This is a genomic window from Streptomyces millisiae (genome assembly GCF_031845425.1).
GTDB classification, from domain to species: Bacteria; Actinomycetota; Actinomycetes; order Streptomycetales; family Streptomycetaceae; genus Streptomyces; species Streptomyces millisiae.
Window position 1 is genome coordinate 46,242 of record NZ_JAVREM010000006.1, and the last position, 20,792, is coordinate 67,033.

Annotated in this window: 18 protein-coding genes; 11 read left to right on the forward strand and 7 right to left on the reverse strand. The window is 73.3% G+C overall.

What is annotated here, in order from left to right:
* Positions 1-8 precede the first annotated feature (8 nt).
* Complete coding sequence (locus RNC47_RS08645) at positions 9-701, forward strand: EthD domain-containing protein (RefSeq protein WP_311597054.1); 693 nt, start codon at positions 9-11, stop codon at positions 699-701.
* 59 nt (positions 702-760) lie between these two features.
* Positions 761-1,177, forward strand: coding sequence for a nuclear transport factor 2 family protein (locus RNC47_RS08650; protein ID WP_311597055.1), 417 nt, complete (start codon positions 761-763; stop codon positions 1,175-1,177).
* Between the two features lie 225 nt (positions 1,178-1,402).
* Here the strand turns inward: RNC47_RS08650 and RNC47_RS08655 are convergent, their stop codons facing one another.
* Positions 1,403-2,272 (reverse strand): oxidoreductase, encoded by an 870-nt coding sequence (locus RNC47_RS08655; RefSeq protein ID WP_311597056.1) that lies wholly within the window; start codon positions 2,270-2,272, stop codon positions 1,403-1,405.
* 112 nt (positions 2,273-2,384) lie between these two features.
* On the opposite strand from RNC47_RS08655, the gene RNC47_RS08660 reads away from it, so the two are divergent.
* Positions 2,385-3,275, forward strand: coding sequence for a LysR family transcriptional regulator (locus RNC47_RS08660; RefSeq protein ID WP_311597059.1), 891 nt, complete (start codon positions 2,385-2,387; stop codon positions 3,273-3,275).
* Between the two features lie 210 nt (positions 3,276-3,485).
* Positions 3,486-4,925: an MFS transporter gene (locus RNC47_RS08665; RefSeq protein ID WP_311597061.1), complete on the forward strand. Its 1,440-nt coding sequence runs from the start codon at positions 3,486-3,488 to the stop codon at positions 4,923-4,925.
* Positions 4,926-5,014: 89 nt separating this feature from the next.
* On the opposite strand, the gene RNC47_RS08670 is transcribed toward RNC47_RS08665, so the two are convergent.
* The 3 genes from RNC47_RS08670 to RNC47_RS08680 are packed head-to-tail and all read right to left on the reverse strand — an operon-like array spanning position 5,015 to position 10,141.
* Positions 5,015-6,448, reverse strand: coding sequence for a maltokinase N-terminal cap-like domain-containing protein (locus RNC47_RS08670; RefSeq protein ID WP_311597063.1), 1,434 nt, complete (start codon positions 6,446-6,448; stop codon positions 5,015-5,017).
* A complete protein-coding gene (gene treS / locus RNC47_RS08675) occupies positions 6,445-8,184 on the reverse strand; it encodes a maltose alpha-D-glucosyltransferase (RefSeq protein WP_311597065.1) in 1,740 nt (579 codons plus the stop codon). Before treS ends, RNC47_RS08670 begins: the two co-directional genes overlap by 4 nt.
* Positions 8,177-10,141, reverse strand: a complete 1,965-nt coding sequence (locus RNC47_RS08680) for an alpha-1,4-glucan--maltose-1-phosphate maltosyltransferase (RefSeq protein ID WP_311597067.1) — start codon at positions 10,139-10,141, stop codon at positions 8,177-8,179. Before RNC47_RS08680 ends, treS begins: the two co-directional genes overlap by 8 nt.
* A gap of 229 nt (positions 10,142-10,370) precedes the next feature.
* Here RNC47_RS08680 and RNC47_RS08685 point away from each other — a divergent pair, with 229 nt between their 5' ends.
* The 6 genes from RNC47_RS08685 (at position 10,371) to RNC47_RS08710 (ending at position 16,240) form a co-directional block, all read left to right on the forward strand.
* A complete protein-coding gene (locus RNC47_RS08685) occupies positions 10,371-11,198 on the forward strand; it encodes a type 1 glutamine amidotransferase domain-containing protein (RefSeq protein ID WP_311597069.1) in 828 nt (275 codons plus the stop codon).
* 28 nt (positions 11,199-11,226) lie between these two features.
* The gene (locus RNC47_RS08690; RefSeq protein WP_311597070.1) at positions 11,227-12,831 is read left to right on the forward strand and encodes a thiamine pyrophosphate-binding protein; all 1,605 of its coding nucleotides are present in this window, start codon (positions 11,227-11,229) and stop codon (positions 12,829-12,831) included.
* 48 nt (positions 12,832-12,879) lie between these two features.
* Positions 12,880-13,347, forward strand: a complete 468-nt coding sequence (locus RNC47_RS08695) for a hypothetical protein (RefSeq protein WP_311597072.1) — start codon at positions 12,880-12,882, stop codon at positions 13,345-13,347.
* An 80-nt stretch (positions 13,348-13,427) separates the two neighbouring features.
* On the forward strand, positions 13,428-14,054 hold the full coding sequence (locus tag RNC47_RS08700; protein WP_311597073.1) for a DJ-1/PfpI family protein: 627 nt from the start codon (positions 13,428-13,430) through the stop codon (positions 14,052-14,054).
* Positions 14,051-15,892, forward strand: a complete 1,842-nt coding sequence (locus RNC47_RS08705; RefSeq protein WP_311597075.1) for an AGE family epimerase/isomerase — start codon at positions 14,051-14,053, stop codon at positions 15,890-15,892. Before RNC47_RS08700 ends, RNC47_RS08705 begins: the two co-directional genes overlap by 4 nt.
* 12 nt (positions 15,893-15,904) lie before the next feature.
* Positions 15,905-16,240 (forward strand): STAS domain-containing protein, encoded by a 336-nt coding sequence (locus RNC47_RS08710; RefSeq protein WP_311597077.1) that lies wholly within the window; start codon positions 15,905-15,907, stop codon positions 16,238-16,240.
* On the opposite strand, the gene RNC47_RS08715 is transcribed toward RNC47_RS08710, so the two are convergent.
* The 3 genes from RNC47_RS08715 to RNC47_RS08725 all read right to left on the reverse strand — a co-directional run bounded on the left by RNC47_RS08715 (position 16,237) and on the right by RNC47_RS08725 (position 19,782).
* Positions 16,237-16,857, reverse strand: coding sequence for a hypothetical protein (locus RNC47_RS08715; RefSeq protein WP_311597079.1), 621 nt, complete (start codon positions 16,855-16,857; stop codon positions 16,237-16,239). The genes RNC47_RS08710 and RNC47_RS08715 overlap by 4 nt on opposite strands.
* Positions 16,858-16,862: 5 nt before the next feature.
* Positions 16,863-19,049, reverse strand: coding sequence for an MMPL family transporter (locus tag RNC47_RS08720; RefSeq protein WP_311597081.1), 2,187 nt, complete (start codon positions 19,047-19,049; stop codon positions 16,863-16,865).
* Positions 19,050-19,173: 124 nt separating this feature from the next.
* Positions 19,174-19,782: a TetR/AcrR family transcriptional regulator gene (locus RNC47_RS08725; protein ID WP_311597083.1), complete on the reverse strand. Its 609-nt coding sequence runs from the start codon at positions 19,780-19,782 to the stop codon at positions 19,174-19,176.
* A 111-nt stretch (positions 19,783-19,893) separates the two neighbouring features.
* Between RNC47_RS08725 and RNC47_RS08730 the strand changes: the two genes are divergently transcribed.
* On the forward strand, positions 19,894-20,688 hold the full coding sequence (locus RNC47_RS08730) for a DNA-formamidopyrimidine glycosylase family protein (RefSeq protein ID WP_311597085.1): 795 nt from the start codon (positions 19,894-19,896) through the stop codon (positions 20,686-20,688).
* Positions 20,689-20,792: the final 104 nt, after the last annotated feature.

Genomic DNA, 20,792 nt, shown 5'->3' on the forward strand with positions numbered 1-20,792 from the left:
GTCAACCGATGATCCACCAGCTCATCTTCGCCGCACCCAAGCCCGGCATGACCGAGGAGGAGTTCCAGCGGTACTGGCTCGAGGTGCACGCCGTCCGGTACGCCAGCCGCATCCCCCAGATCAGGCGGTACGCCATCGACGCCCGCCTCCCGCAGCCCGGCGACGGCGAGCCGCTGTGGAGCGGCATAGCCGAGATCTGGCTGGAGAACGAGGAGGAGCAGCTCGCCTCGCTCCAGACCCCGGAGTTCCTGGAGGGCGCCCGGCTCGACGAGCCCCGCTGGGCCGCGTTCTGGCGGTCCGTGGTCCTCGACACCGACACCGAGATCGTGGTGCCGGGGGTGCCGGAGAACCAGGTGCAGCCCGGCGTCAAGGTCGTGATCCTCGCCAAGCGGGCGGAGGGCGTCAGCGTCGACGAGTTCCGGCGGCACAGCCGGGAGACGCACGCCCCGCTGGTCACCCGGCTGCCCGGGGTCACGCGCTACTACCAGTCGTTCACGCGGGACTCCTGGTACGCGATCAGCGAGCCGCCGTTCGACGCGGCCTACCACGTCTGGTTCGACGACCTGGCGAGCCTGCGCGCGGCGCGCGCCACGGCCCAACAGGCCGCGATCGAGGACGACTACAAGAACTTCGTCAACGAGCGCTACCTGCACACGATGACGGTCCGGCAGGACTGGGTCATCGGCCCGCGGCCGCGCTAGGCGGCGGCGCGGACGTCGGAGAGCGGGACAGGGAAGAGAAGGAGAGGAAGGACCCAACAATGACCCCCACGACGCGAGAGGTCGCGACGACCTGGTTCAAGGCCCTGACGGAGGGCGACCTCGACATCGCGCTCGGCTGTCTGGCCGACGACGTCGAGTGGATCAACTACGACATCGTGCCGGGCTACAACGACGCCATGGCCTGGATCGGCACCTACCGCGGCCGGGACCAGGTCCTGGAGACCTTCAAGACCTTCGGCGGCGTCGTCGAGGTGAACCACGAGGAGCTCGTCGACCTCGTGGTGGACGGCGAGAGGGCCATGGGCGTGATCTACGAGCGCTCCACGGTGCGGGAGACCGGGCGCGTCTTCGAGATCGAGTTCATCCAGGCGCTCACCGTGCGGAACGGCCGGATCGTGCGCTGGAAGTCGTACACCGACCCCTCGCAGATCCTGCGCGCCCTGAAGCGGGACTGACGCCGGCGGCACCATCGGCGCCGACGCCGGCCGAATTCCGGCCTCCGTGCGCCACCACCGAGCGGTGGCGGCGCACGGAGGCCGTTCCGCTGTGGGGCGGCGGTACCCCGAAGGGGCGCGGGGCCGTCCGGACGGAGCCCGGAGGAGGCCCTGCGGCGTGGGTGCGACCGGCCACGACGGCGCCGCGGTGACCGACGGCGTGTCGCGGCTCTTCCAGCGAAGCGCTCAGGCCTCGGGGAAGTTGACGTCCCGGGCGACGGACTCCCAGGCGGTCAACTCCTCGCGGACCGCGTCAAGATGGGCGAGCAGCCCGTCGTAGGCGTCGTCGCCGAGCGGCAGCCGCAGCGGCGTCTTGTCGCTGTCGAGGGCGGCGAGGATGGCGGTGGCCGCCCTGGCGGGGTCGCCGGGCTGGGTGCCGTCGATGCCGGTGATGAACTGACGGGTCTGGCCGACGGTCTCGGCGTAGGCGGGCAGCTCCGCCGACTGGTGCAGGCCGCCGCCGGAGAACTTGGTGCGGAAGGCGCCGGGTTCGACGATCATCACCTTGATGCCGTGCGGCGCGACCTCGGCCGCCAGCGCCTCGGACAGGCCCTCCAGCGCGAACTTGGTGGCGCAGTAGGCGGAGAACCCGGGGTAGGCGACCTGGCCGCCGAAGCTGCTGATCTGCACGATGGCCCCCGACTTCTGCTTGCGCATGCCGGGCAGCACCGCGCGGGTCAGCGCGGCCGGGCCGTGGAAGTGCAGGTCCATCAGGTCACGCAGCTCGCGGTCCGTGGTCTCCTCGACCGCGCCGACCTGCCCGTGTCCCGCGTTGTTCACCAGCACGTCCACGCGCCCGTACCAGAGCAGCACCTCGGCCACCACGGCGGCGATCCGGGCGCCGTCGGTGACGTCCAACTGGACGGCCGTCGCCCGGTCCGGGTGGGCGGCCACCAGGTCGTCGAGGGTCTCGGGCCGGCGCGCCGTGGCGACCACCGTGTCGCCGGCGGCGAGCGCCGCCTCCGCGATCGCGCGGCCGAAGCCGCTGGACGTCCCGGTGATCAGCCAGACGCGGCCGACGGCGGTCCGGGGCGGGGCGGAGTCAGGGGAACTCACGTGGGTCACACCTCCGAGTGGGCTTCTGTGCTTCCCAGTTGTCGCATCCGACGGGCCCGACCGTCCAAACGAGACGATCACTCGATCGATAGAGCGCGTCTATGATCGCAGCATGGAGCTTCGGGAGCTGCGCTACCTCGTCGCGATCGCCGAGGAGGGGAACCTGGGGCGGGCCGCGAGGCGCCTCTACGTGAGCCAGCCGACGCTGTCGTACGCGCTGAAGTCCCTGGAGTCCAAGCTCGGCGTGCGGCTCTTCGACCGGCACCCGGGCGGGGTCAGCGCCACCAGCGCGGGCGCCGACATCGTGGTCGCGGCGCGGCGCGCGATACGCGAGGCCGAGCGGGTCACCGAGGTGGCCGACTCCTACCGGCGGGGCGGCGCCGGGCCGCTGCGGGTCGGCTTCGAGGCGAGCGGCGCCGGCGAGCTGATCGCCCGCGCCCGCGCCGAGTTCGCCCGCCGGCACCCCGGGATCCGGGTGGAGCCGCGGCGGTTCGACTGGGGCGAGGAGGTCGCCGGGCTGCGCGACGGCCGCGCCGACGTGGCCTTCGTCTGGCTGCCCGCCGACCTGACCGGGCTGGTGGCCGAGGTGGTGCACGTCGAGCCCAGGGTGGTCGGCTTCCCGGCCGCCCATCCGCTGGCGGGCCGGGCGTGGGTGACGCTGGACGACGTCGGGGACGAGCCGCTGACCTGGACCGAACACGCGCCGCGGGCCTGGGTGGAGTGGTGGGCCGTGGTCCCGAGGCCGGACGGGTCGACGCCGCGCTGGGGGCCGACCAACCGCAACGTCGAGGAGATGCTCGAACAGGTGGCCGCCGGCGAGGCCATCTGCTTCGCGCCGGCCGGCATGGCCCAGTACTACGCGCGCCCCGACCTGGCCTGGGTGCCGCTGGCCGGCGTCGAGTCCATGCGGGTGGCGCTCGCCTGGCCACGGGACGCGGAGACCGACACGATCCGCGAATTCGGCCGCGTCGTGCGCGAGCTGGCCGACGAGCCACCGCGTTAACTGCACGAAGTCGCTCGGGGAAGCCGTCGCTCTTTCCGGAAGGGCATGCGCCCGACGGCATACTGAAAACCGTTCCGACGGTGTCGGAATCGCCGTTCTCGGCGGCCCGTTCTCGCGCGGGAGGCACGTCCGTGCCTCCCGCGCGTCTTTACCGTGTGCCCGGAATTCCGTGGCCGCCACGGAATTCCGCGAGAAGGGGAAAAGAATCCGATGACTTCAACCAATGACACGGCGGCCCCCGTGGCGCGGCCGGCGGACGCCGCGCCGGCCCGCCGCAAGGGCCTGGTACTCCTGGTCACCTGCGCGGTGTTCTTCCTCGACGCGCTGGACAACTCCACCGTGGGCGTCGCCCTGCCCAGCATTCGCGACGACCTGTCGATGGGAACCGCCTCCTTACAGTGGCTGGTGTCCGGCTACACCCTCGCCTACGGCGGTTTCCTGCTGGTCGGCGGTCGCGCCGCCGACATCCTCGGCCGGCGCCGGGTGCTGCTCGTCGGCCTCGCGGTCTTCGTCGGCGCCAGCCTGCTGGGCGGCATGATGACCGAGCCGGGGCCGCTGATCGCCTCCCGGTTCGTCAAGGGCGTCGCCGCCGCCTTCACCGCGCCGGCCGCGTTCTCCATCATCACCACGCGGTTCGCCGAGGGCCGGGAGCGCAACCGCGCCCTGTCGATCTACGGCGCCACCGGCGGCCTCGGCTGGTGCACGGGCCTGGTGGCCTCCGGGCTGCTCACCGACGTCGACTGGCGCCTGGTCTTCTTCGTGCCCGGCGTGGTGGGCCTGCTGGTGCTGGCGCTGGTGCCGCTCGCCGTCGAACCGGACGAGCCCGCGCCGGCCGGCGCCGGGCGCCGCTCCTACGACCCCGGCGGGGCGCTGGTGGTGACGGCCGCCCTGCTGCTGTTCGTGACGGCCGTGGTGCGGGCCCCGGACGCGGGCTGGTCGGCGCCGAGCACCCTGCTCCCGCTCGCCCTCTCGCCGCTGCTGCTCTGGCTGTTCGTGGCCATCGAGCGCCGCCACCACGCCCCCATGCTCGCGCTCGACATCTTCTCCTCGCGCACCCGCAGCGCCTCCTACCTCGTCGCCCTCACGCACGCCGCGGCGGCGCTCGGCTGGCAGTTCGCCGTCGTGCTGTACCTCCAGGAGGTGCTCGACTACGGCCCGGCCCGTATCGCGATGGCGATCCTGCCGCTCGGCGTGACCGTCTTCCTGGTCGCCCGGTTCGTCACCAGCCGGCTGGTCGACGCCTACGGCATCCGCTTCGTGTGCGCGCTCGGCCTCGTCGTCCAGGCCGTCGCCGTCGGGCTGTTCGCCGTGCTGGGCGAGGACGACCGCTACCTCACGCTGGTGCTGCCCTGCCTGCTGGCGCACGGCTTCGCCTGCGGCACCGTGCTGTCGGCCGCCAACATCGGCGGGGTCAGCGCGGTCGCCGACGAGCGGCAGGGCGTCGCGGCGGGCCTCAGCTCCTCCGCGTACGCCGTCGGCGCCGGCCTCGGCACCGCGGTGCTCGCCGGCGTGATCGCCGCCACCACCGGCGACGCGGACGCCACGCCGTTGGCCGCCTTCCGGAACGCCTTCCTCGGCGCCTCCGCGCTGGCCGTCGTGGGCCTGGGGATCGCCCTCCTGGGACTGCCGCGGCGCGACCGGACCTCCTGACCACGGGTTCCGGCGCGCCGCCCGGCAGCGCGAGGCCCCGTTCTCCCCACCCGGCCGTGGGGAGAACGGGGCCTTCGTACGCGCCGGGATCAGGCGGCGCCCCGCTCGGCCGCGCCGCCGCCGAGCAGGCGTTCCAGCGCCCGCTCCGGCAGCCACGCCCAGCCGGGCCGGTGCCGGGTCTCGTACGCCACCTCGTAGACCGCCTTGTCCAGCAGGTAGGCGTGCAACAGCCGCCGGTCGCCGGCGTCCTGCGGCCCGGCCTCGGCCAGGTAGCCGTCGAGGAACGCCTGCTGGTGCAGGCTCGCCCAGCGCGCGGCCCGCACCCAGCGCCGGTCGTCCGCCGCCCGGCCCTCGTGCGCGCCGGTGAGCGGGTGGTGGGCGGCGTAGTCGAAGGAGCGCAGCATGCCGGCCAGGTCCCGCAACGGGGAGTCCGGGCGGTCCCGTTCGGCCGGCTCGGCCAGCGGCTCGCCCTCGAAGTCCACCAGCAGCCAGCCGGTGGCGGTGTGCAGGGTCTGCCCCAGGTGCAGGTCGCCGTGGACCCGCTGGGCCGTCCGCCGTGGCGAGCCGTCCAGGGTGGCGACCGAGCCCAACTCCGCCCGCAGCCGCGGCGCGTACGCCGTCAGCCGGGGCGCCAGCGCGAGCGCCAGGTCGAGGCGGCGCGCCAGCCGCTGGGCGACGCGCTGGTAGTCGACCCGGCGCAGCGCGACCCGCCCCCCGGTGGCCGCGAGGTCGCGGTGCACCACCGCGACCGCCCGGCCCAGGGTGCGGGCCGCCACCCGCAGGTCGGCCTGCGCCTGCCGACCGGGCGGCGCCGGCTCGCCGAGGAAGCTCCCGGCGGCGGCCAGCGCCAGCGTCCAACCGTCCACGGCCCGCGGCAGGTACGTCTGCACGGTCGCGTAGGTGGTGCCGGTCGCCGCGTCCTCGACGGCGCCGAGCAGCGGCGGCACGTGCGGGCAGCCGGCGGCCGCGAGCCCCCGGTGCACGGTGAGGTCCCGGTTGGGGCCAGGGACCAGCCGGCGGAAGACCTTCAGCAGGTACCGGTCGCCCACCACCACCGAGCTGTTGCTCTGCTCCACGCCCAGCGGTCGCACCGGCAGCCCGCCGGCCGCCGGGGCGGCCGGCCGCGGCACGGCGGCGTTCGGCGCCGGCTGCGGCACCAGGCGCAGCCCCGGGCTCTCGGCCCCGGCCAGCACGCCCGCGACCAGGCCGCCGACCAGCCGGGGGTCGGCCAGGGCGTCGTACACCACGGTGTCGCCCGCCCTGGCGACGACGGCCGCCGGCTCGGGCACCGCGCCCGCCGGGCCGACGCCGAGCAGCAGCTGGTACCGCTCGTCCCCGGCCCCGGCCCGCACCACGGCCAGCACGAGGGCGGCGGGTCCGTCCTGGCCGACGGCGACCTCCCGGGCGTCGAGCACGGCCAGCCCGTCGGCGCTCTCACCCGCGAACCACCGCTGCCCGGCCAGCCAGCCGGCCAGCGACGCGGTGACCGCCGGCGTGCCCAGGATCTCGACCGGCGCGGTCATGACGGCGCCTTCGGCGTCTCGACGGCGAACCAGCGCACGCCCAGGCCCGGCAGTTCGAGGTCGAACGCCCCGTCCGGCACCGTGCGGTCGGGGCCGCCGGTCAGGTCGCGCAGCCGGGCGCCGGCCGCGTCCGGGAAGGACAGCGCGCACGACCTGGCCTCGGCGGCCAGGTTGACGACGCACAGCACCCGGTCGCGCGGGCCCTCCGGCGGCGCGTGGTCCCGGACGAAGGCCAGCACGGCCTCGTCCGAGGCGGCCAGCGGCTGGTACGTGCCCTCGCCGAACGCCGGGTGGGCGCGGCGCAGGTGCAGCATCCGCCGGGTCCAGTGCAGCAGCGAGTCGGCGTCGGCCAGCTGCGCCGCCACGTTCACCCGCTCCGGGGCGTGCTCGGGCGTGCTGACGACCGGCAGGTACAGCCGGTCGGGATCGGCCGTGGAGAAGCCGGCGTTGCGCTCCGCCGACCACTGCATGGGGGTGCGCACCGCGTCCCGGTCGGCGAGCCAGATGTCGTCGCCCATGCCGATCTCGTCGCCGTAGTAGAGGATCGGCGAGCCGGGCAGCGAGAGCAACAGCGCGGTGGCCAGCCGGAGTCGGTCCTGGTCGTTGTCGAGCAGCGGGGCCAGCCGGCGGCGGATGCCCACGTTGGCACGCATCCGGGGGTGCGGCGCGTACTCGGCGTACATGTAGGCGCGTTCCTCGTCGGTGACCATCTCCAGGCTCAACTCGTCGTGGTTGCGCAGGAAGATGCCCCACTGGCAGTCGTCGGGGATGTGCGGCGTGCTGGCCAGGATCTCGGTGACCGGCGCCGCCTTCTCCTGCCGCAGCGCCATGAAGAGCCGCGGCATCAGCGGGAAGTGGAACGCCATGTGGCACTCGTCGCCGGTCAGCCCGGTCTCCCCGAAGTACGCCACGGCGTCCCGCGGCCACTGGTTGGCCTCGGCGAGCAGCACCCGGCCCGGGTACTCGTCGTCGACCACCTTGCGCACCGACTTCAGGAAGTCGTGCGTCTCGGGCAGGTTCTCGCAGTCGGTGCCCTCCCGCGCGAACAGGTAGGGGACGGCGTCCAGGCGGAACCCGTCGATGCCGAGGTCGAGCCAGAACCGCAGCGCGTCCGTCATGGCGTCGAGCACCCGGGGGTTCTCGTAGTTGAGGTCCGGCTGGTGGGAGAAGAACCGGTGCCAGTAGTACTGGCCGCGCACCGGGTCGTAGGCCCAGTTGGAGCTCTCGGTGTCGACGAAGATGATCCGCGCGTCGGGGTAGCCGGAGTCGTCGTCGGCCCACATGTAGAAGTCGCCGTACGGGCCGTCGGGATCGTGCCGGGACTCCTGGAACCACGGGTGCGCGTCCGAGGTGTGGTTCATGACCATGTCGACGATCACCCGGATGCCGCGCTGGTGTGCCGCGTCCAGCAGCTCGACGAAGTCGTCGATGGTGCCGAACTCCGGCAGCACCGCCCGGTAGTCGCTGATGTCGTAGCCGCCGTCGCGCAGCGGCGAGGCGTAGAACGGCGGCAGCCACAGGCAGTCCACGCCCAGCCAGCGCAGGTGGTCGAGGCGGGCGGTCAGGCCCTGCAGGTCGCCCACGCCGTCGCCGTCGCTGTCCGCGAAGGCGCGGACCAGCACCTCGTAGAAGACGGCCCGCTTGTACCAGCCGGGTTCGACGGGCGCCGGCCTGGCGGGCGCGAAGTCGGCGGCCACCGGTTCGGGAACGGCCCGGGCCGTGGTCGGCTCACGCATGGCGGGCCCGCACCAGGACGAGGGCCACCGACGCGCGGGGGTCCAGCTTGACGCGGGTGGCCCGGCTCCACAGCGCCGTTTCCCCGCCGATCTCGTCGCGCAGCGGCAGCGGCTCGTCGGGCGCCTCGCCGAAGGCCGCCGGCACGTCGCGCACCACGCCCTCCTCGACCCCGGAGGGGTTGAGGGTGACCACGCACAGCACGGACTCGCCGGTCGCCGGGTCGGTCTTCAGGTAGGCGAGCAGCGCGTCGTTGTCCACCTCGAGGAAGCGGATGTTCCGCAGCTGCCGCAGCGCCGGGTGGGCCCGGCGCAGCCGGTTCAGCTCGGTGAGCCACGGCGTCAGCGAGTTGCCCGAGGCGTCCGCGGCCTCGTAGTCGCGGGGCCGCAACTCGTACTTCTCCGAGGCCAGGTACTCCTCGCTGCCCTGGTGCAGCGCCCGGTGCTCGAACAGCTCGTAGCCCGAGTACACGCCCCAGGTCGGCGAGAGCGTGGCGGCCAGCGCGGCGCGCAGCGCGAACGCGGGTGGACCGCCGTGCTGGAGGCTGGCGTGCAGGATGTCCGGGGTGTTCACGAACAGGTTGGGGCGCAGGAAGTCGGCGTCCCCGGCCAGTTCGAGCGCGTAGTCCGTCAACTCGTCCTTGGCGGTGCGCCAGGTGAAGTACGTGTAGGACTGGGTGAACCCCGCCTTGGCCAGCCCCTTGAGCAGCGGCGGGCGGGTGAACGCCTCGGCCAGGAACAGCACGTCGGGGTCGGTGCGCTTGACCTCCCTGATGAGCCACTCCCACAGCCAGAGCGGCTTGGTGTGCGGGTTGTCGACGCGGAAGATCCGCACCCCCCGGTCCACCCAGAACCGGGTCACGCGCAGGATCTCGGCGCGCAGCCCCGCCGGGTCGTTGTCGAAGTTCAGCGGGTAGATGTCCTCGTACCGCTTGGGCGGGTTCTCGGCGTAGGCGATGCCGCCGTCCGGCTGCCGGGTGAACCACTCCGGGTGCTCGCGGGTCCACGGGTGGTCGGGCGAGCACTGGAGCGCCAGGTCGAGCGCCACCTCCATGCCGAGATCCCGGGCCGCGGCCACGAACGCCTCGAAGTCGGCCACGGTGCCGAGCGCCGGGTGGACCGCGTCGTGCCCGCCGGCGGGCGAGCCGATCGCCCAGGGTGAGCCCACGTCGTCGGGGCCCGCGGTGAGCGCGTTGTCGGGGCCCTTGCGGTTGGTGTGGCCGATGGGGTGGACGGGCGGCAGGTACACCACGTCGAAGCCCATCGCCGCGATGCGCGGCAGCTGGGCGGCGGCGGTGGCGAAGGTGCCGTGCACGGGCCGGCCGCGGTCGTCGACGCCGCCCGTGGAGCGCGGGAACATCTCGTACCAGGAGCCGAACAGGGCCCGTTCGCGGTCCACCCAGATCCGGTGCGCCGGGCCCTGGGTCAGCAGGTCCCGCCTCGGGTGCGCGGCGGCCAGCGCGTCGATGTCCTCGGCGGTGGCCGGGGCCAGGCGGTCGGCGAGCGGCAGCGTGGCGTCGCGCAACAGCCGCGCCGCGCGCGCCGGGCGCGGGTCGCCGCTGGCCTCGGCCAGCTCCGTCAGCAGCCGGGCGCCGGTCTCCAGGTCGTTGGCGAGCAGCGGCAGCGGCACCCGGGCGGCCACCTTGGCGTCGACGGCGCGCCGCCAGGTCGCCCAGGGGTCGCTCCAGGCGCGCACCCGGTAGGTCCACATGCCCTCGTGGCTGGGGACGATCCGCCCCGCCCAGCGGTCGAGCCCCGCGTCGACGAGCGTCAGCGGGACCGTGCCGGCCCCGGCGGTGCCGACGAGCGGCTCGAAGACCACCTCGGCGGCGAGTGCCTCGTGGCCCTCGCGCCAGATGGTGGCGCCTATCGGAATATGCTCCCCGACCACCCCCTTCGCGGGATACCGGCCCCCGTCGACAACCGGAGCCAGGTCGGTTATGACCAGGCGTGGAGTCATTATCTGCCCCTTTCTCAAGGCTTCTTGCTCATGGTGCGAAGAGGCGTGTGAATCGACGCGGGAAACTCCGGCGAAATGTTGTACTCCGTCAACTTGGACGAGTGGTGGGGGCGGTTCCGTCATTCCTTGAGGCCCGCGTATTCCACGGGATGTACTTCAACCGTGCTCAGTGCGGCGGGGTCCCGATTCCGGACCTCGCCAGGATCTCAGTCCAGTTGAGGAGCAAACGATGTCCAAGCGGATACTCGTCGTCCTGTCCGAATTCGGTTACTGGGGCGAGGAACTCGTCGGCCCGGTCGAGGCGTTCGACAGGCAGGGCTACCAGATCACGTTCATGACGCCGACCGGCAAGCGGGCGCACGCGCTGCCGCCGAGCGTCGACCCCGAGTACATCGACCCGCCGCTCGGCCGCTCGGTCACCACCCGCGACATGGCCCGCCGCGCCGCCGAGCTCGACGAGTCCGACCGGCTCGACAACCCGGTCAGCCTCCAGTCCCTGATCCCCGAGCGGCCCTACTACAGCGCGCTCAACCACCTGCGGGAGCTGGAGGAGTACCACAGCCGCCTCGACCGGGCCACCGGCGACCTGGTGTCCGGCTTCGACGCGCTGGTCATCGTCGGCGGCAGCGGCCCCATCGTGGACCTGGCCAACAACGAGCGGCTGCACGAGCTGGTGTTGGCGTTCGTCAGGGCCGACAAGCCGATCCTCGCCGAGTGCTACGGCGTCGCCGTGCTCGCCTTCGCCCGCGACTGGGAGGACCGCGCCAGCATCCTGTGGGGCAAGCACGTCACCGGCCACCCCAAGGAGTACGACTACAAGGACGGCACCGGCTTCATCGGCGTCGACTTCAACATGGGCCCGCCGCCGTACCCGCTGGAGTACATCCTGCGCGACGCCACAGGCCCCGAGGGCGCCTTCCACGGCAACGTCGGCAAGGAGACCTCCGTCATCGTCGACTACCCCTTCGTGACCGCCCGTTCCACCCCGGACTCCATCCCCTCCGGCGAACTGCTGGTCGAGGTGCTGGAGAACGGCCTGCGCCGGCACGGCTGGTAACCCGAGCTCGCCCGAGAGGAGATCCCGCATGCGTGCCAGGCCAGGAAAGGCCGCCATCTTCGAGCAGTTCGCGGCCGATGGCATCACCTACATGTTCGGCAACCCGGGAACGGTCGAGCAGGGCTTCCTCGACGAGTCGAGGAACTTCCGGCTGACCTACGTCCCGACGCTCCACGAGGGTGCCGCCGTGGGCATCGCCGACGGCTACGCCCGCGCCACCCGGCGGCCCGCCCTGGTCCAGCTGCACAGCGGCGTCGGCCTCGGCAACGGCATCGGCATGCTCTACCAGGCCAAGCGCGGCGGCTCGCCGCTGGTGGTGGTGGCCGGCGAGGCCGGGGTGCGCTACGACGCGATGGACGCCCAGATGGCCGCCGACCTGGTGGCGATGGCCGAACCCGTCGTCAAGTACGCCACCCGCGTCATCGACCCGGCCTCCACCCTGCGGGTGCTGCGCCGCGCCGTGAAGATGGCGATGACCCCGCCGCGCGGCCCGGTGCTCGTGGTGCTGCCGGCCGACGTGCTCGACGAGTTGACCACCGAGCCCGCCGTGCCGACCAGCATCCCCGACACCCGGGTCGCCCCGAGCGCCGAGGCGCTGCGCGAGGCCGGGCGGCTGCTGTCGACCGCCCGGCGGCCGCTGATCCTGATGGGCGACGGCGTCGCCGCCAGCGACGCCCAGCCCGAGCTGACGGCGGTCGCCGAGCGGCTCGGCGCGCCGGTGTGGGGGGTGAACTCCTCGGAGGTCAACTTCGACACCACCCACCCGCTGTACGGCGGCCAGCTCGGCCACATGTTCGGCAAGGACAGCGCCCGGGTGGTCGGCGACGCCGACGGGGTGCTGATCGTCGGCACCTATGTCTTCCCCGAGGTCTTCCCGCACCTGGACAGCCCCTTCAGCGCCGACGCCAGGATCGTCCACATCGACCTGGACGCCTACGAGATCGCGAAGAACTTCCCGGTCGACCTCGGCGTCGTCGCCGACCCCAAGGTCGCGCTCGCCGGCCTGGCCGAGACGCTCGGCCCGCGCACCCGCGCGGCCGGCCGCCCGGTCGCGGCCCAGGCCACGACGGTGCCCGCGGCCGAGGAGTCGCCGATGGAGCGGTTCGCCCGCGTGCTGGCCGAGCGTGGCCCCGCCGACCTCGTCGTCTTCGACGAGGCGCTGACCGCGGGCGGGCCGCTGGCCAGGCACCTGCCGCCGCGCCGGCCGGGCCACTTCTTCCAGACCCGGGGCGGCTCGCTCGGCGTCGGCATCCCGGGCGCCATCGGCGCCAAGCTGGCCCGCCCCGAGCTGCCGGTCATCGGCTTCACCGGGGACGGCGGCAGCATGTACACCTTCCAGGCGCTCTGGACGGCGGCCCGGGAGAACATCGGCGCCAAGTTCGTGATCTGCAACAACGGCCGCTACCGGCTGCTCGACCTCAACATCGAGCAGTACTGGCGGGAGCAGGGCATCGCCCCGCACGCCTACCCGGAGGCGTTCGACCTCACCAGGCCGGAGATCGACTTCACCGCCCTCGCCGCGGCGCTCGGCGTCCCCGGCCGGCGGGTGGCCAAGGCCGACGAGGTGGAGGCCGCCATCGAGGCCATGTGGGCCCACGAGGGCCCCTACCTGATCGACCTGGCCGTCGACTGACCCCGCCGCACACCTCACCGAGAACCCGTACCGAGAAAGGAACCGTCCGTGACCCTGCCCGCCCCCACCCGCATCGCCACCCCCATCACCGAGCCCGCGAGACGACGCCGGCTGACCGCCGCCCGCGCCGAGGCGCTGGTGCGGCGCTGGCACCGGGCACTCACCGACCGCCGCCCGCTGGGCGAGTTGACGGAGCACCTGGCCAACGGGCTGCGCCTCGACCTCCCCTCGGGCGTCTTCCGCGGCGTCGAGGGCTTCCGCCGCTGGTACGAGGCCGGCGACCTGCTGCCGCTCGCCGGCCGCGCCGTCGCGCTGACCGGGGTCGACGTGCGGCTCCTGTCGCCGCTGCACGCCGAGGTGACGGCGACCACCATCACGGGCCCCGGCGCCGTCCCGACCCGGCACGAGTGGTGGGTGGTGCGGCAGCCGGAGGGGCCGCGGATCCGCACCATCAGCGTCCGGCAGCCGGCCGCCGCGCCGGCGACCGCCGCGCGCACGGCGCTGCTGAGCGCCTGACCCACCCGGGGCCGGCCCGCCCCCGGGCCGGCCCCGGACCCTGCCGACCAACCTCACTTCCTGACCAGGGGATACCAACGATGACCACACAGCCGTCGCCCACCCGTGGCCGCCTCGCCGGCAAGCGCGTCGGAATCCTGATGGAGAACGACTTCGTGGAGGAGGAGATCTCGTACTACCGGCGGCGCTTCGCCGAGGAGGGCGCCGAGGTCACCCTGTTGACCCGCCTGTGGGGCCGGCCCTCCCTCACCTTCACCGGCGCCGAACAGCGCGCGCCGCTGACCGTGACCGAGGACCTGGAGGCCCTCGACTACACCCAACTCGCCCGCCTCTCCGCCCTGATCGTGCCCTCGGGCCAGGTCTCCGACCGGCTCCGCTACAGCGAGGACGTCGAACGGCTCGCGCCGGCCGTCGAGTTGATGTGCCGCGCCTTCCGGCTGCCGAACCTGGTGAAGGGCTTCTCCTGCCACGGCCTAGCCCTGGTCTCCGCCACCCCCGAGCTGGTCCGCGGGCGCGAGGTCACCTGCCACAACAACCTGGTGGGCGACATCCGCAACATGGGCGCGATGTACACCAACCAGGACGTGGTGGTCGACGGCGACCTGGTGACCAGCCGCACCGTCGACCAGTGCCACCTGCTGGCCCGCTCCGTCATCGACCTGCTCGACCCGGTGCCGGAACCGGCCGTCGCCGGGGCCGTCTCGTGACCGGCGCCGGCCCCGGCCAGGCCCTCCACTCCTCGCACTCCGACACCACGAGCGGCTACGTGGTGCGCCGGGAGGGCGGCCGGGTCATCCTGCGCACCCTCGACGACCGGCTGGTGACCGTCCACCTGACGGCCACCACCTCGGGGGAGCGGCTGCGCAACCTCGGCGAGCCCTACGCCGACGTCACGCCCCGGCTCTACGACGAACTGACCCCGGGCACCCTGGTCTTCGCCTACGGCCCGGTCTACCAGGAGGAGGAAGGGCCCTACCTCCAGGCCGGACACCTGGTGTTCGCCGGCGGCGCCGCCGGCCAGTGGCCCCACGAGCGGGCCGGCTGGTGGACCGACCAGCTGCGGGAGCTCGCCGCGTTCTACCGGCGCGCCCAGTTCGGCGAGCGGGACGTCGACTTCGGCGACTACCGCACCGACCTGCGCAACAGCGGCCAGAAGGCGACCCGGCAGGTGCAGGAGACGGACACCATCTCCCGCATGGTCTACGGCATGGCCAGCACCTTCCTGCTGACCGGCGACGAACGCGCGCTGACCGTGGCCGAGCGCGGCTCCCGCTACCTCCACGACCACATGCGTTTCGTCGACCAGGACGCCGACGTCGTGTACTGGTACCACGGCATCGACGTCACCGGCGACCGCGAACACAAGCTGTTCGCCTCCGAGTTCGGCGACGACTACCGGGCCATCCCGGCCTACGAGCAGATCTACGCGCTGGTCGGCCTGGTGCAGACGTACCGGGTGACCGGCGACCCCACGATCCTCGCCGACATCGAGGGCACCGTCCGCCTCTTCGAGCGGTTCTTCCACGACCCGAAGCTCGGCGGCTACTACTCCCACATCGACCCGGTCACCCTGAGCCCGCACGACGAGTCGCTCGGCCCCAACCGGTCCAGGAAGAACTGGAACTCGGTGGGCGACCACGCCCCCGCCTACCTCTTCAACCTGTACCTGGCCACGGGCGCCGAGCGGTACCGCAGGATGCTCGAGCACACCTTCGACATGATCGTGACGCACCTGCCCGACCGCTCCCCGGACGGCAGCCCGTTCGTCAGGGAACGGTTCCACGCCGACTGGACCCCGGACCACGCCTGGGGCTGGCAGCAGAACCGCGCGGTCGTCGGCCACAACCTGAAGATCGCCTGGAACCTGATGCGGATGCAGGGCACCCTGCCGAAGCGCGAGTACCGGGCGTTGGCCGAGTCGTTGGGGAAGACGATGCCGTCCGTCGGCCTCGACCGGCGCCGCGGCGGCTGGTACGACCTGGTCGAACGCATCCCGGAGCGCGGCCGGCACGCCTTCGTCTGGCACGACCGCAAGTCCTGGTGGCAGCAGGAGCAGGCCATCCTGGCCTACCTCATCCTGGCGGGCCACACCGGGGACGACGACTTCCTGCGCCACGCCAGGGAGTCGGCCGCCTTCTACAACGCGTTCTTCCTCGACCACGACGAGGGCGGCGTGTTCTTCACCGTGCTGGCCCAGGGCATCCCGTACCTGATGGGCAACGAGCGGCTCAAGGGCAGCCACGCCATGAGCATGTACCACAAGGCCGAACTCTGCTACCTCGCCGAGGTCTACACCCGGCTGCTGGTCCACCGTGAACCGCTCGACCTGCACTTCAGGCCGGGACCCGGCGCGCGCTACCCGGACCGGCTGCTGCGCGTCTCGCCCGACGTCTTCCCGCCCGGCGCGGTCGTCCTGGACGGCGTCACCGTCGACGGACGGCCCTACGCCGACTTCGACCCGACCGAACTCACCGTCCGACTGCCGGACTCCGCCTCGCCGCTGGCGGTGCGGGCCACCGTCCGGCCGGCGGACCGTCGCAACTGAGAGGAGAACCCGATGACGTTCACCGCCTCGCTCGGCTCGGCCGGCAGCTCCACCGTCCTGCACCTCGCGGGCCGGCTCACCGACGCCGACGTGCGCACCCTGCGGACGCTCGTCGACCAGGCCGTGGGCAGCGCGCCCCGGCGGCTGCTGGTCGACGCCAACGACCTGGAGGCGCTCGTCCCGGCGGGCGTGCGCTGCCTGGCGTTCGCCCAGCAACACCTCGCCCCCGGCACCGAGATGGTGATCGCCGGCGCGTCCGAGGACCTGCGCCAGGCCCTGGCCCGCGCCGGCCTCACCGAGTCCATGACCGTCGTCACGGCCACGGCCACGGCCACGGCGGCGGCCTAGCCGGCCGGCCCCCAGCCATGGGCCGGGCGCCTGGCCAGCCAGGCGCCCGGCCCCTGCGCCGTCGTGACGCGGCGGGCGCCGACGAAGCCGAGCCGGCCGAGCCGCTCCGCGTCCCGCTCCGACGCGGCGACCGCCAGCACGGCCGCGCCGTCCCGGTCGGCGGCCGCGAGACCAGGCGCCAGCAGACCGGTGGTCCGCCGCTCGTCCCAGTCGGGCCCCGACACTCCGGCCGTGGTGAGCGTCCAGTGCCGCTCCTCGGGCCGCGCCGCGGCCAGCGCCGCCCTGGCACGCTCGCCGGCGGCGATCAGGTCGATCGGGTCCCGCAGTTCCCTGGTCAGCACCTCCGTCAGGCGTCGGCTCACCGGCTCCGCGTCCGGCGGCAGCCAGATCGCCGCCGCCGCGACCCGGGTGTCGCCGAGCCCGCCCTCGGCCACCCACAACTGCCCTTCCTCCAGCAGATGGTGGGCCAGCACCAGCCGCAGCGCGCGCCGCGCCTGGTCGTCGTCGTCCCCGGGCGGGGGGCCCGGCACGAGCAGCCGCACCACCGCGGGTACGTCCACCAGCCGGCCGGGCCGCACGCCCACCGTCGCGGCGCTGACCGCCATCGGCATGGTCATCGCCGTCAGACCCGGCTCGTAAGCCGGTCGTCTGCGTCCGCGACGCCCCCGTCGTCCGCCGCCCCCCGGTCGAGCCGCGCGCCCTCGACGTCGACGTCGGGGATCACCCGCTCCAGCGGCTTCGGCAGCCACCAGGCGGCCTTCCCCAGCAGCGCGAGGACCGCCGGCACGACGGCCATCCGCACCACGAAGGCGTCGAACAGCACCGCCACGGCCAGGCCGAAGCCGATCATCTTCACCATCGACTCCGACGAGCCGATGAAGCCCGCGAAGACGCTGATCATGATCACCGCGGCGGCCGCCACCACCCGGGCCCCGTGCCGGAAGCCGGTCACCACGGCCTCGTTGGGCGTCTCGCCGTGCACGTACGCCTCGCGCATCCGGGTCACCAGGAAGACCTCGTAGTCCATCGCGAGTCCGAACACCACGCCCACCATGAAGATCGGCATCAGGCTCATGATCGGGCCGGTCTCCTCGACGCCGAACAGGCCGCCGAGCCAGCCCCACTGGAAGACCGCCACCACCGCGCCGAGCGCCGCGACCACCGACAGCAGGAAGCCGAGCGCCGCCTTCAACGGCACCAGCACCGACCGGAACACGGCCACCAGCAGCACCACCGCGAGGCCGACCACCAGCGCCAGGTACGGCAGCAGCGCGTCGTCCAGCTTCTGCGACACGTCGATGGCCATCGCGGTCTGGCCGGTGACCAGCACCTCGTCGCCGTTGGCGGCGCGGATCGCGTTGACCAGCTCCTCGGTCTCGGCGCTGTTCGGCTTGGACTCCGGGATCACGTTGATCATGGCGGTGTCGCCCGCCTCGTTGAACGTGGCCGGGGTGACGAGCGCGACGTCGTCGAGCCCGCCGACCGTGTCCACCACCCGCTGTGCCTCGGCCTGCGGGTCGGCGCTGCCCCGGGCGTCCACGGTGACGACCAGCGGGCCGTTGAAGCCGGGTCCGAAGCCCTCGGACATCAGGTCGTAGGCCCGGCGCTGGGTGGTGCTCGTCGGCTGCGAGCCGTCGTCCGGCAGGCCGAGCTCCAGGCTGGTGGCCGGCAGCGCGACCGCGCCGAGGCCCAGGACGCCGACCAGCAGCACGGTGACCGGCCGGCGCAGCACGAACCTGGCCCAGCGGGTCCCCAGGTTGTCCTTCCGCTCGGCCGGGTCCGGCTCGGCGCCGCGCGCCTTCCTGGCCAGCACCCGGTCGCCGGCGAAGCCGAGCAGCGCCGGGATCAGGGTGAGCGCGACGAGCACGGCCAGGGCGACGGCGCCGGCGGCGGCCAGGCCCATGGAGGTGAGGATCGGGATGTTGACGACGGCGAGGCCGGCCAGGGCGATGACCACCGTCAGACCGGCGAACACCACCGCGGAGCCCGCCGTGCCGACCGCGCGCCCCACGGCCGTCAATCGGTCCCGGCCCTCGGCGAGTTCGGCGCGGTAGCGGGAGACGATGAACAGCGCGTAGTCGATGCCGACCGCGAGCCCGATCATCATGGCCAGGATCGGGGTGGTGCTGTTCAGCTCCAGGGGACCGCTCAGCGCGGTGATGAGGGCGACGCTGATGCCGACGCCGACGAGCGCGGTCAGCAGCGGCAGTCCGGCGGCCACCAGCGAGCCGAAGGTGATCACCAGCACCACGGCGGCGACCGCGACGCCGATGACCTCGGTGGCGCCGGTGTGCGGTATCTGGGTCAGCGCGTCGCCGCCGATCTCGACCGTGAGCCCCGCGTCGCGGCCGAGCTCGGCCGCGCTTTCCAGGGCGTCGCGGTCCGCGTCGGCCAGCTCGGTCGACTTCACGTCGTAGCCGACCTGGGCGTACGCGATGGAGCCGTCCGCGCTGACGGCCTGCGCCTGGAAGGGGTCGACGACACTGGTCACGTGGTCGGAGCCGGCGGCCAGCTCGCCGACCACCCGCTCCACGGCCGCCCGGTCGGTGGCGTCGGTGATGTCGCCGTCCTGGGCCTGGAAGACCACCCGGGCCGTGGCGCCGTCGGCGCTGGCCCCCGGGAAGCGCTCGTCGAGCAGGTCGAACGCCCGCTGCGCCTCGGTGCCGGGGATGGTGATGGAGGTGGACGCCGACGACGAGGCGGTGGCCGCGCCGACGCCGGCGACGGCCAGCAGCGCGACCCAGATCAGGGCGACCAACCGCCGCCGCTGGAAGGAGAACTGGCCGAGTCGTTGGAGAAAGGTAGCCATGAGCTGCGTTTCCCTGAGGGTGTCGTTGTGCCGGAAAAGGCTGATAAATGGGCTGTGGAAGGGTGTGGCAGACCGCCCCGACGGCCCACGGCCGCCCGGTCTCGCCCTGTGCTGTCGGTGGTGGTTAGGCTCTGAGCCCGAGTGCGGGCAGGATCACGGTCCTTGCGTACTCCACGAGGAAGTCGGTGTCCGGCTGCTTGTCCTCGTACAGCGGGCGGCCGAGGAGCGCCCCGAGCACCATGTAGAGCAGGTGCTCGGCGTCCGGCCCGTTCGGCGGCAGTTCGCCGCGTTCCCGGGCCTCGTCCAAGAGCTTTCTGGTGGCGGTCAGTTCCGGCAGGAGCAGCATCTCGCGGAAGGCCGCGAGCAGCTCCGGGTTCTGGTGCATGGCCATGCCGAGCCCCCGCATCAGCGACGCCTCCTCGCTGAGGCGGCGGCCGGCGGCCCGCAGCTGCTCGACCAGCGTCTCGGCCAGGGTGTCGGCCCTGACCTCCGTCACGCTGGGCGGCTTGAGCTGCTTGAGCGTGCTCACCACCAGCTCGGCCTTGGTGTTCCACCGGCGGTAGAGGGTGGCCTTGCTGGCGCGGGCGGCGGTGGCGACCTCGTCCATGGTGAGCGCGTCGTAGCCGTGCTCACGCAGCAGCCCCTCCACCACCTGGTAGATCTCCCGCTCCCTGGCCTCCGACAGCCGACTCCGCCGGCCGGTGGGTGCCGCCTCGCTGGTCTCCGTGGGCATCGCTACTCCTGTACGAAACTGTTCCGTACTCATAGTAGGTCGCGGCTTAGCGAAACGACAACGTACCGCTTGTGGTCCCGGTCACATCCTCCGCTGGCGCATGATGGAGGCATGCCCGAGGGAGACACCGTCTGGCAGGCCGCGCACCGGCTCGACGCGGCCCTCGCCGGCCACCAGCTGACCCGCACCGACCTGCGCGTCCCCCGGCTGGCCACCGCCGACCTCACCGGCCGCGCCGTACTCGACGTCACCCCGCGCGGCAAGCACCTGCTGACCCGCGTCGAGGGCGGCCTGACCCTCCACTCCCACCTCCGGATGGACGGCGCCTGGCACGTCCACGCCCCCGGCGAGCGCTGGCGCGGCGGTCCCGCCCACCAGATCCGCGCCATCCTCGGCACCGCCGACCACACCGCCGTCGGCTACCGCCTGCCCGTCCTCGACCTGGTCCGCACCGCCGAGGAACCGCGCCTCGTCGGCCACCTCGGGCCCGACCTCCTCGGCCCCGACTGGGACCCGGCCGAGGCCCGCCGCCGGCTCCTCGCCGACCCCACCCGCCCCCTTGGCGCCGCCCTCCTCGACCAGCGCAACCTCGCCGGCATCGGCAACGTCTACCTGGCCGAGCTCTGCCACCTCGCCCGCGCCACCCCCTGGCTCCCCGTCGGCGACCTGCCCGACCTCGACGCCCTGCTCACCACGGCCCACCGCCTCCTCACCGCCAACCGCGCCACCCCGAACCGCACCACCACCCGCCGCGGCCGCCCCCGCCTCCACGTCTACGCCCGCGCCGGCCAACCGTGCCTCACCTGCGGCACCCCCGTCCGCGTCACCTCCGACACCTACGGCCACCCGGGCCGCGAGCGGCCCACGTACTGGTGCCCCACCTGCCAACGCGGCCCGGCTCCCTGACCGCTTCATGCCAGCGCGGGGGCTGAAAGCCCGGAGCCATCACCGAGAGCCCGTGGAAGGGCATCCCTTGGCTGGTGGCGTGGGAGGTTGGCCCTTTCGAGCCA

What these genes read in the sequence shown, in the direction of transcription:
- RNC47_RS08645 (WP_311597054.1), top strand. Translation starts at nt 9, where the DNA reads ATGATCCACCAGCTCATCTTCGCCGCACCCAAGCCCGGCATGACCGAG.
- RNC47_RS08650 (WP_311597055.1), top strand. Translation starts at nt 761, where the DNA reads ATGACCCCCACGACGCGAGAGGTCGCGACGACCTGGTTCAAGGCCCTG.
- RNC47_RS08660 (WP_311597059.1), top strand. Translation starts at nt 2,385, where the DNA reads ATGGAGCTTCGGGAGCTGCGCTACCTCGTCGCGATCGCCGAGGAGGGG.
- RNC47_RS08665 (WP_311597061.1), top strand. Translation starts at nt 3,486, where the DNA reads ATGACTTCAACCAATGACACGGCGGCCCCCGTGGCGCGGCCGGCGGAC.
- RNC47_RS08670 (WP_311597063.1), bottom strand. Translation starts at nt 6,448, where the DNA reads ATGACCGCGCCGGTCGAGATCCTGGGCACGCCGGCGGTCACCGCGTCG.
- treS (WP_311597065.1), bottom strand. Translation starts at nt 8,184, where the DNA reads ATGCGTGAGCCGACCACGGCCCGGGCCGTTCCCGAACCGGTGGCCGCC.
- RNC47_RS08680 (WP_311597067.1), bottom strand. Translation starts at nt 10,141, where the DNA reads ATGACTCCACGCCTGGTCATAACCGACCTGGCTCCGGTTGTCGACGGG.
- RNC47_RS08685 (WP_311597069.1), top strand. Translation starts at nt 10,371, where the DNA reads ATGTCCAAGCGGATACTCGTCGTCCTGTCCGAATTCGGTTACTGGGGC.
- RNC47_RS08690 (WP_311597070.1), top strand. Translation starts at nt 11,227, where the DNA reads ATGCGTGCCAGGCCAGGAAAGGCCGCCATCTTCGAGCAGTTCGCGGCC.
- RNC47_RS08700 (WP_311597073.1), top strand. Translation starts at nt 13,428, where the DNA reads ATGACCACACAGCCGTCGCCCACCCGTGGCCGCCTCGCCGGCAAGCGC.
- RNC47_RS08710 (WP_311597077.1), top strand. Translation starts at nt 15,905, where the DNA reads ATGACGTTCACCGCCTCGCTCGGCTCGGCCGGCAGCTCCACCGTCCTG.
- RNC47_RS08715 (WP_311597079.1), bottom strand. Translation starts at nt 16,857, where the DNA reads ATGACCATGCCGATGGCGGTCAGCGCCGCGACGGTGGGCGTGCGGCCC.
- RNC47_RS08720 (WP_311597081.1), bottom strand. Translation starts at nt 19,049, where the DNA reads ATGGCTACCTTTCTCCAACGACTCGGCCAGTTCTCCTTCCAGCGGCGG.
- RNC47_RS08725 (WP_311597083.1), bottom strand. Translation starts at nt 19,782, where the DNA reads ATGCCCACGGAGACCAGCGAGGCGGCACCCACCGGCCGGCGGAGTCGG.
- RNC47_RS08730 (WP_311597085.1), top strand. Translation starts at nt 19,894, where the DNA reads ATGCCCGAGGGAGACACCGTCTGGCAGGCCGCGCACCGGCTCGACGCG.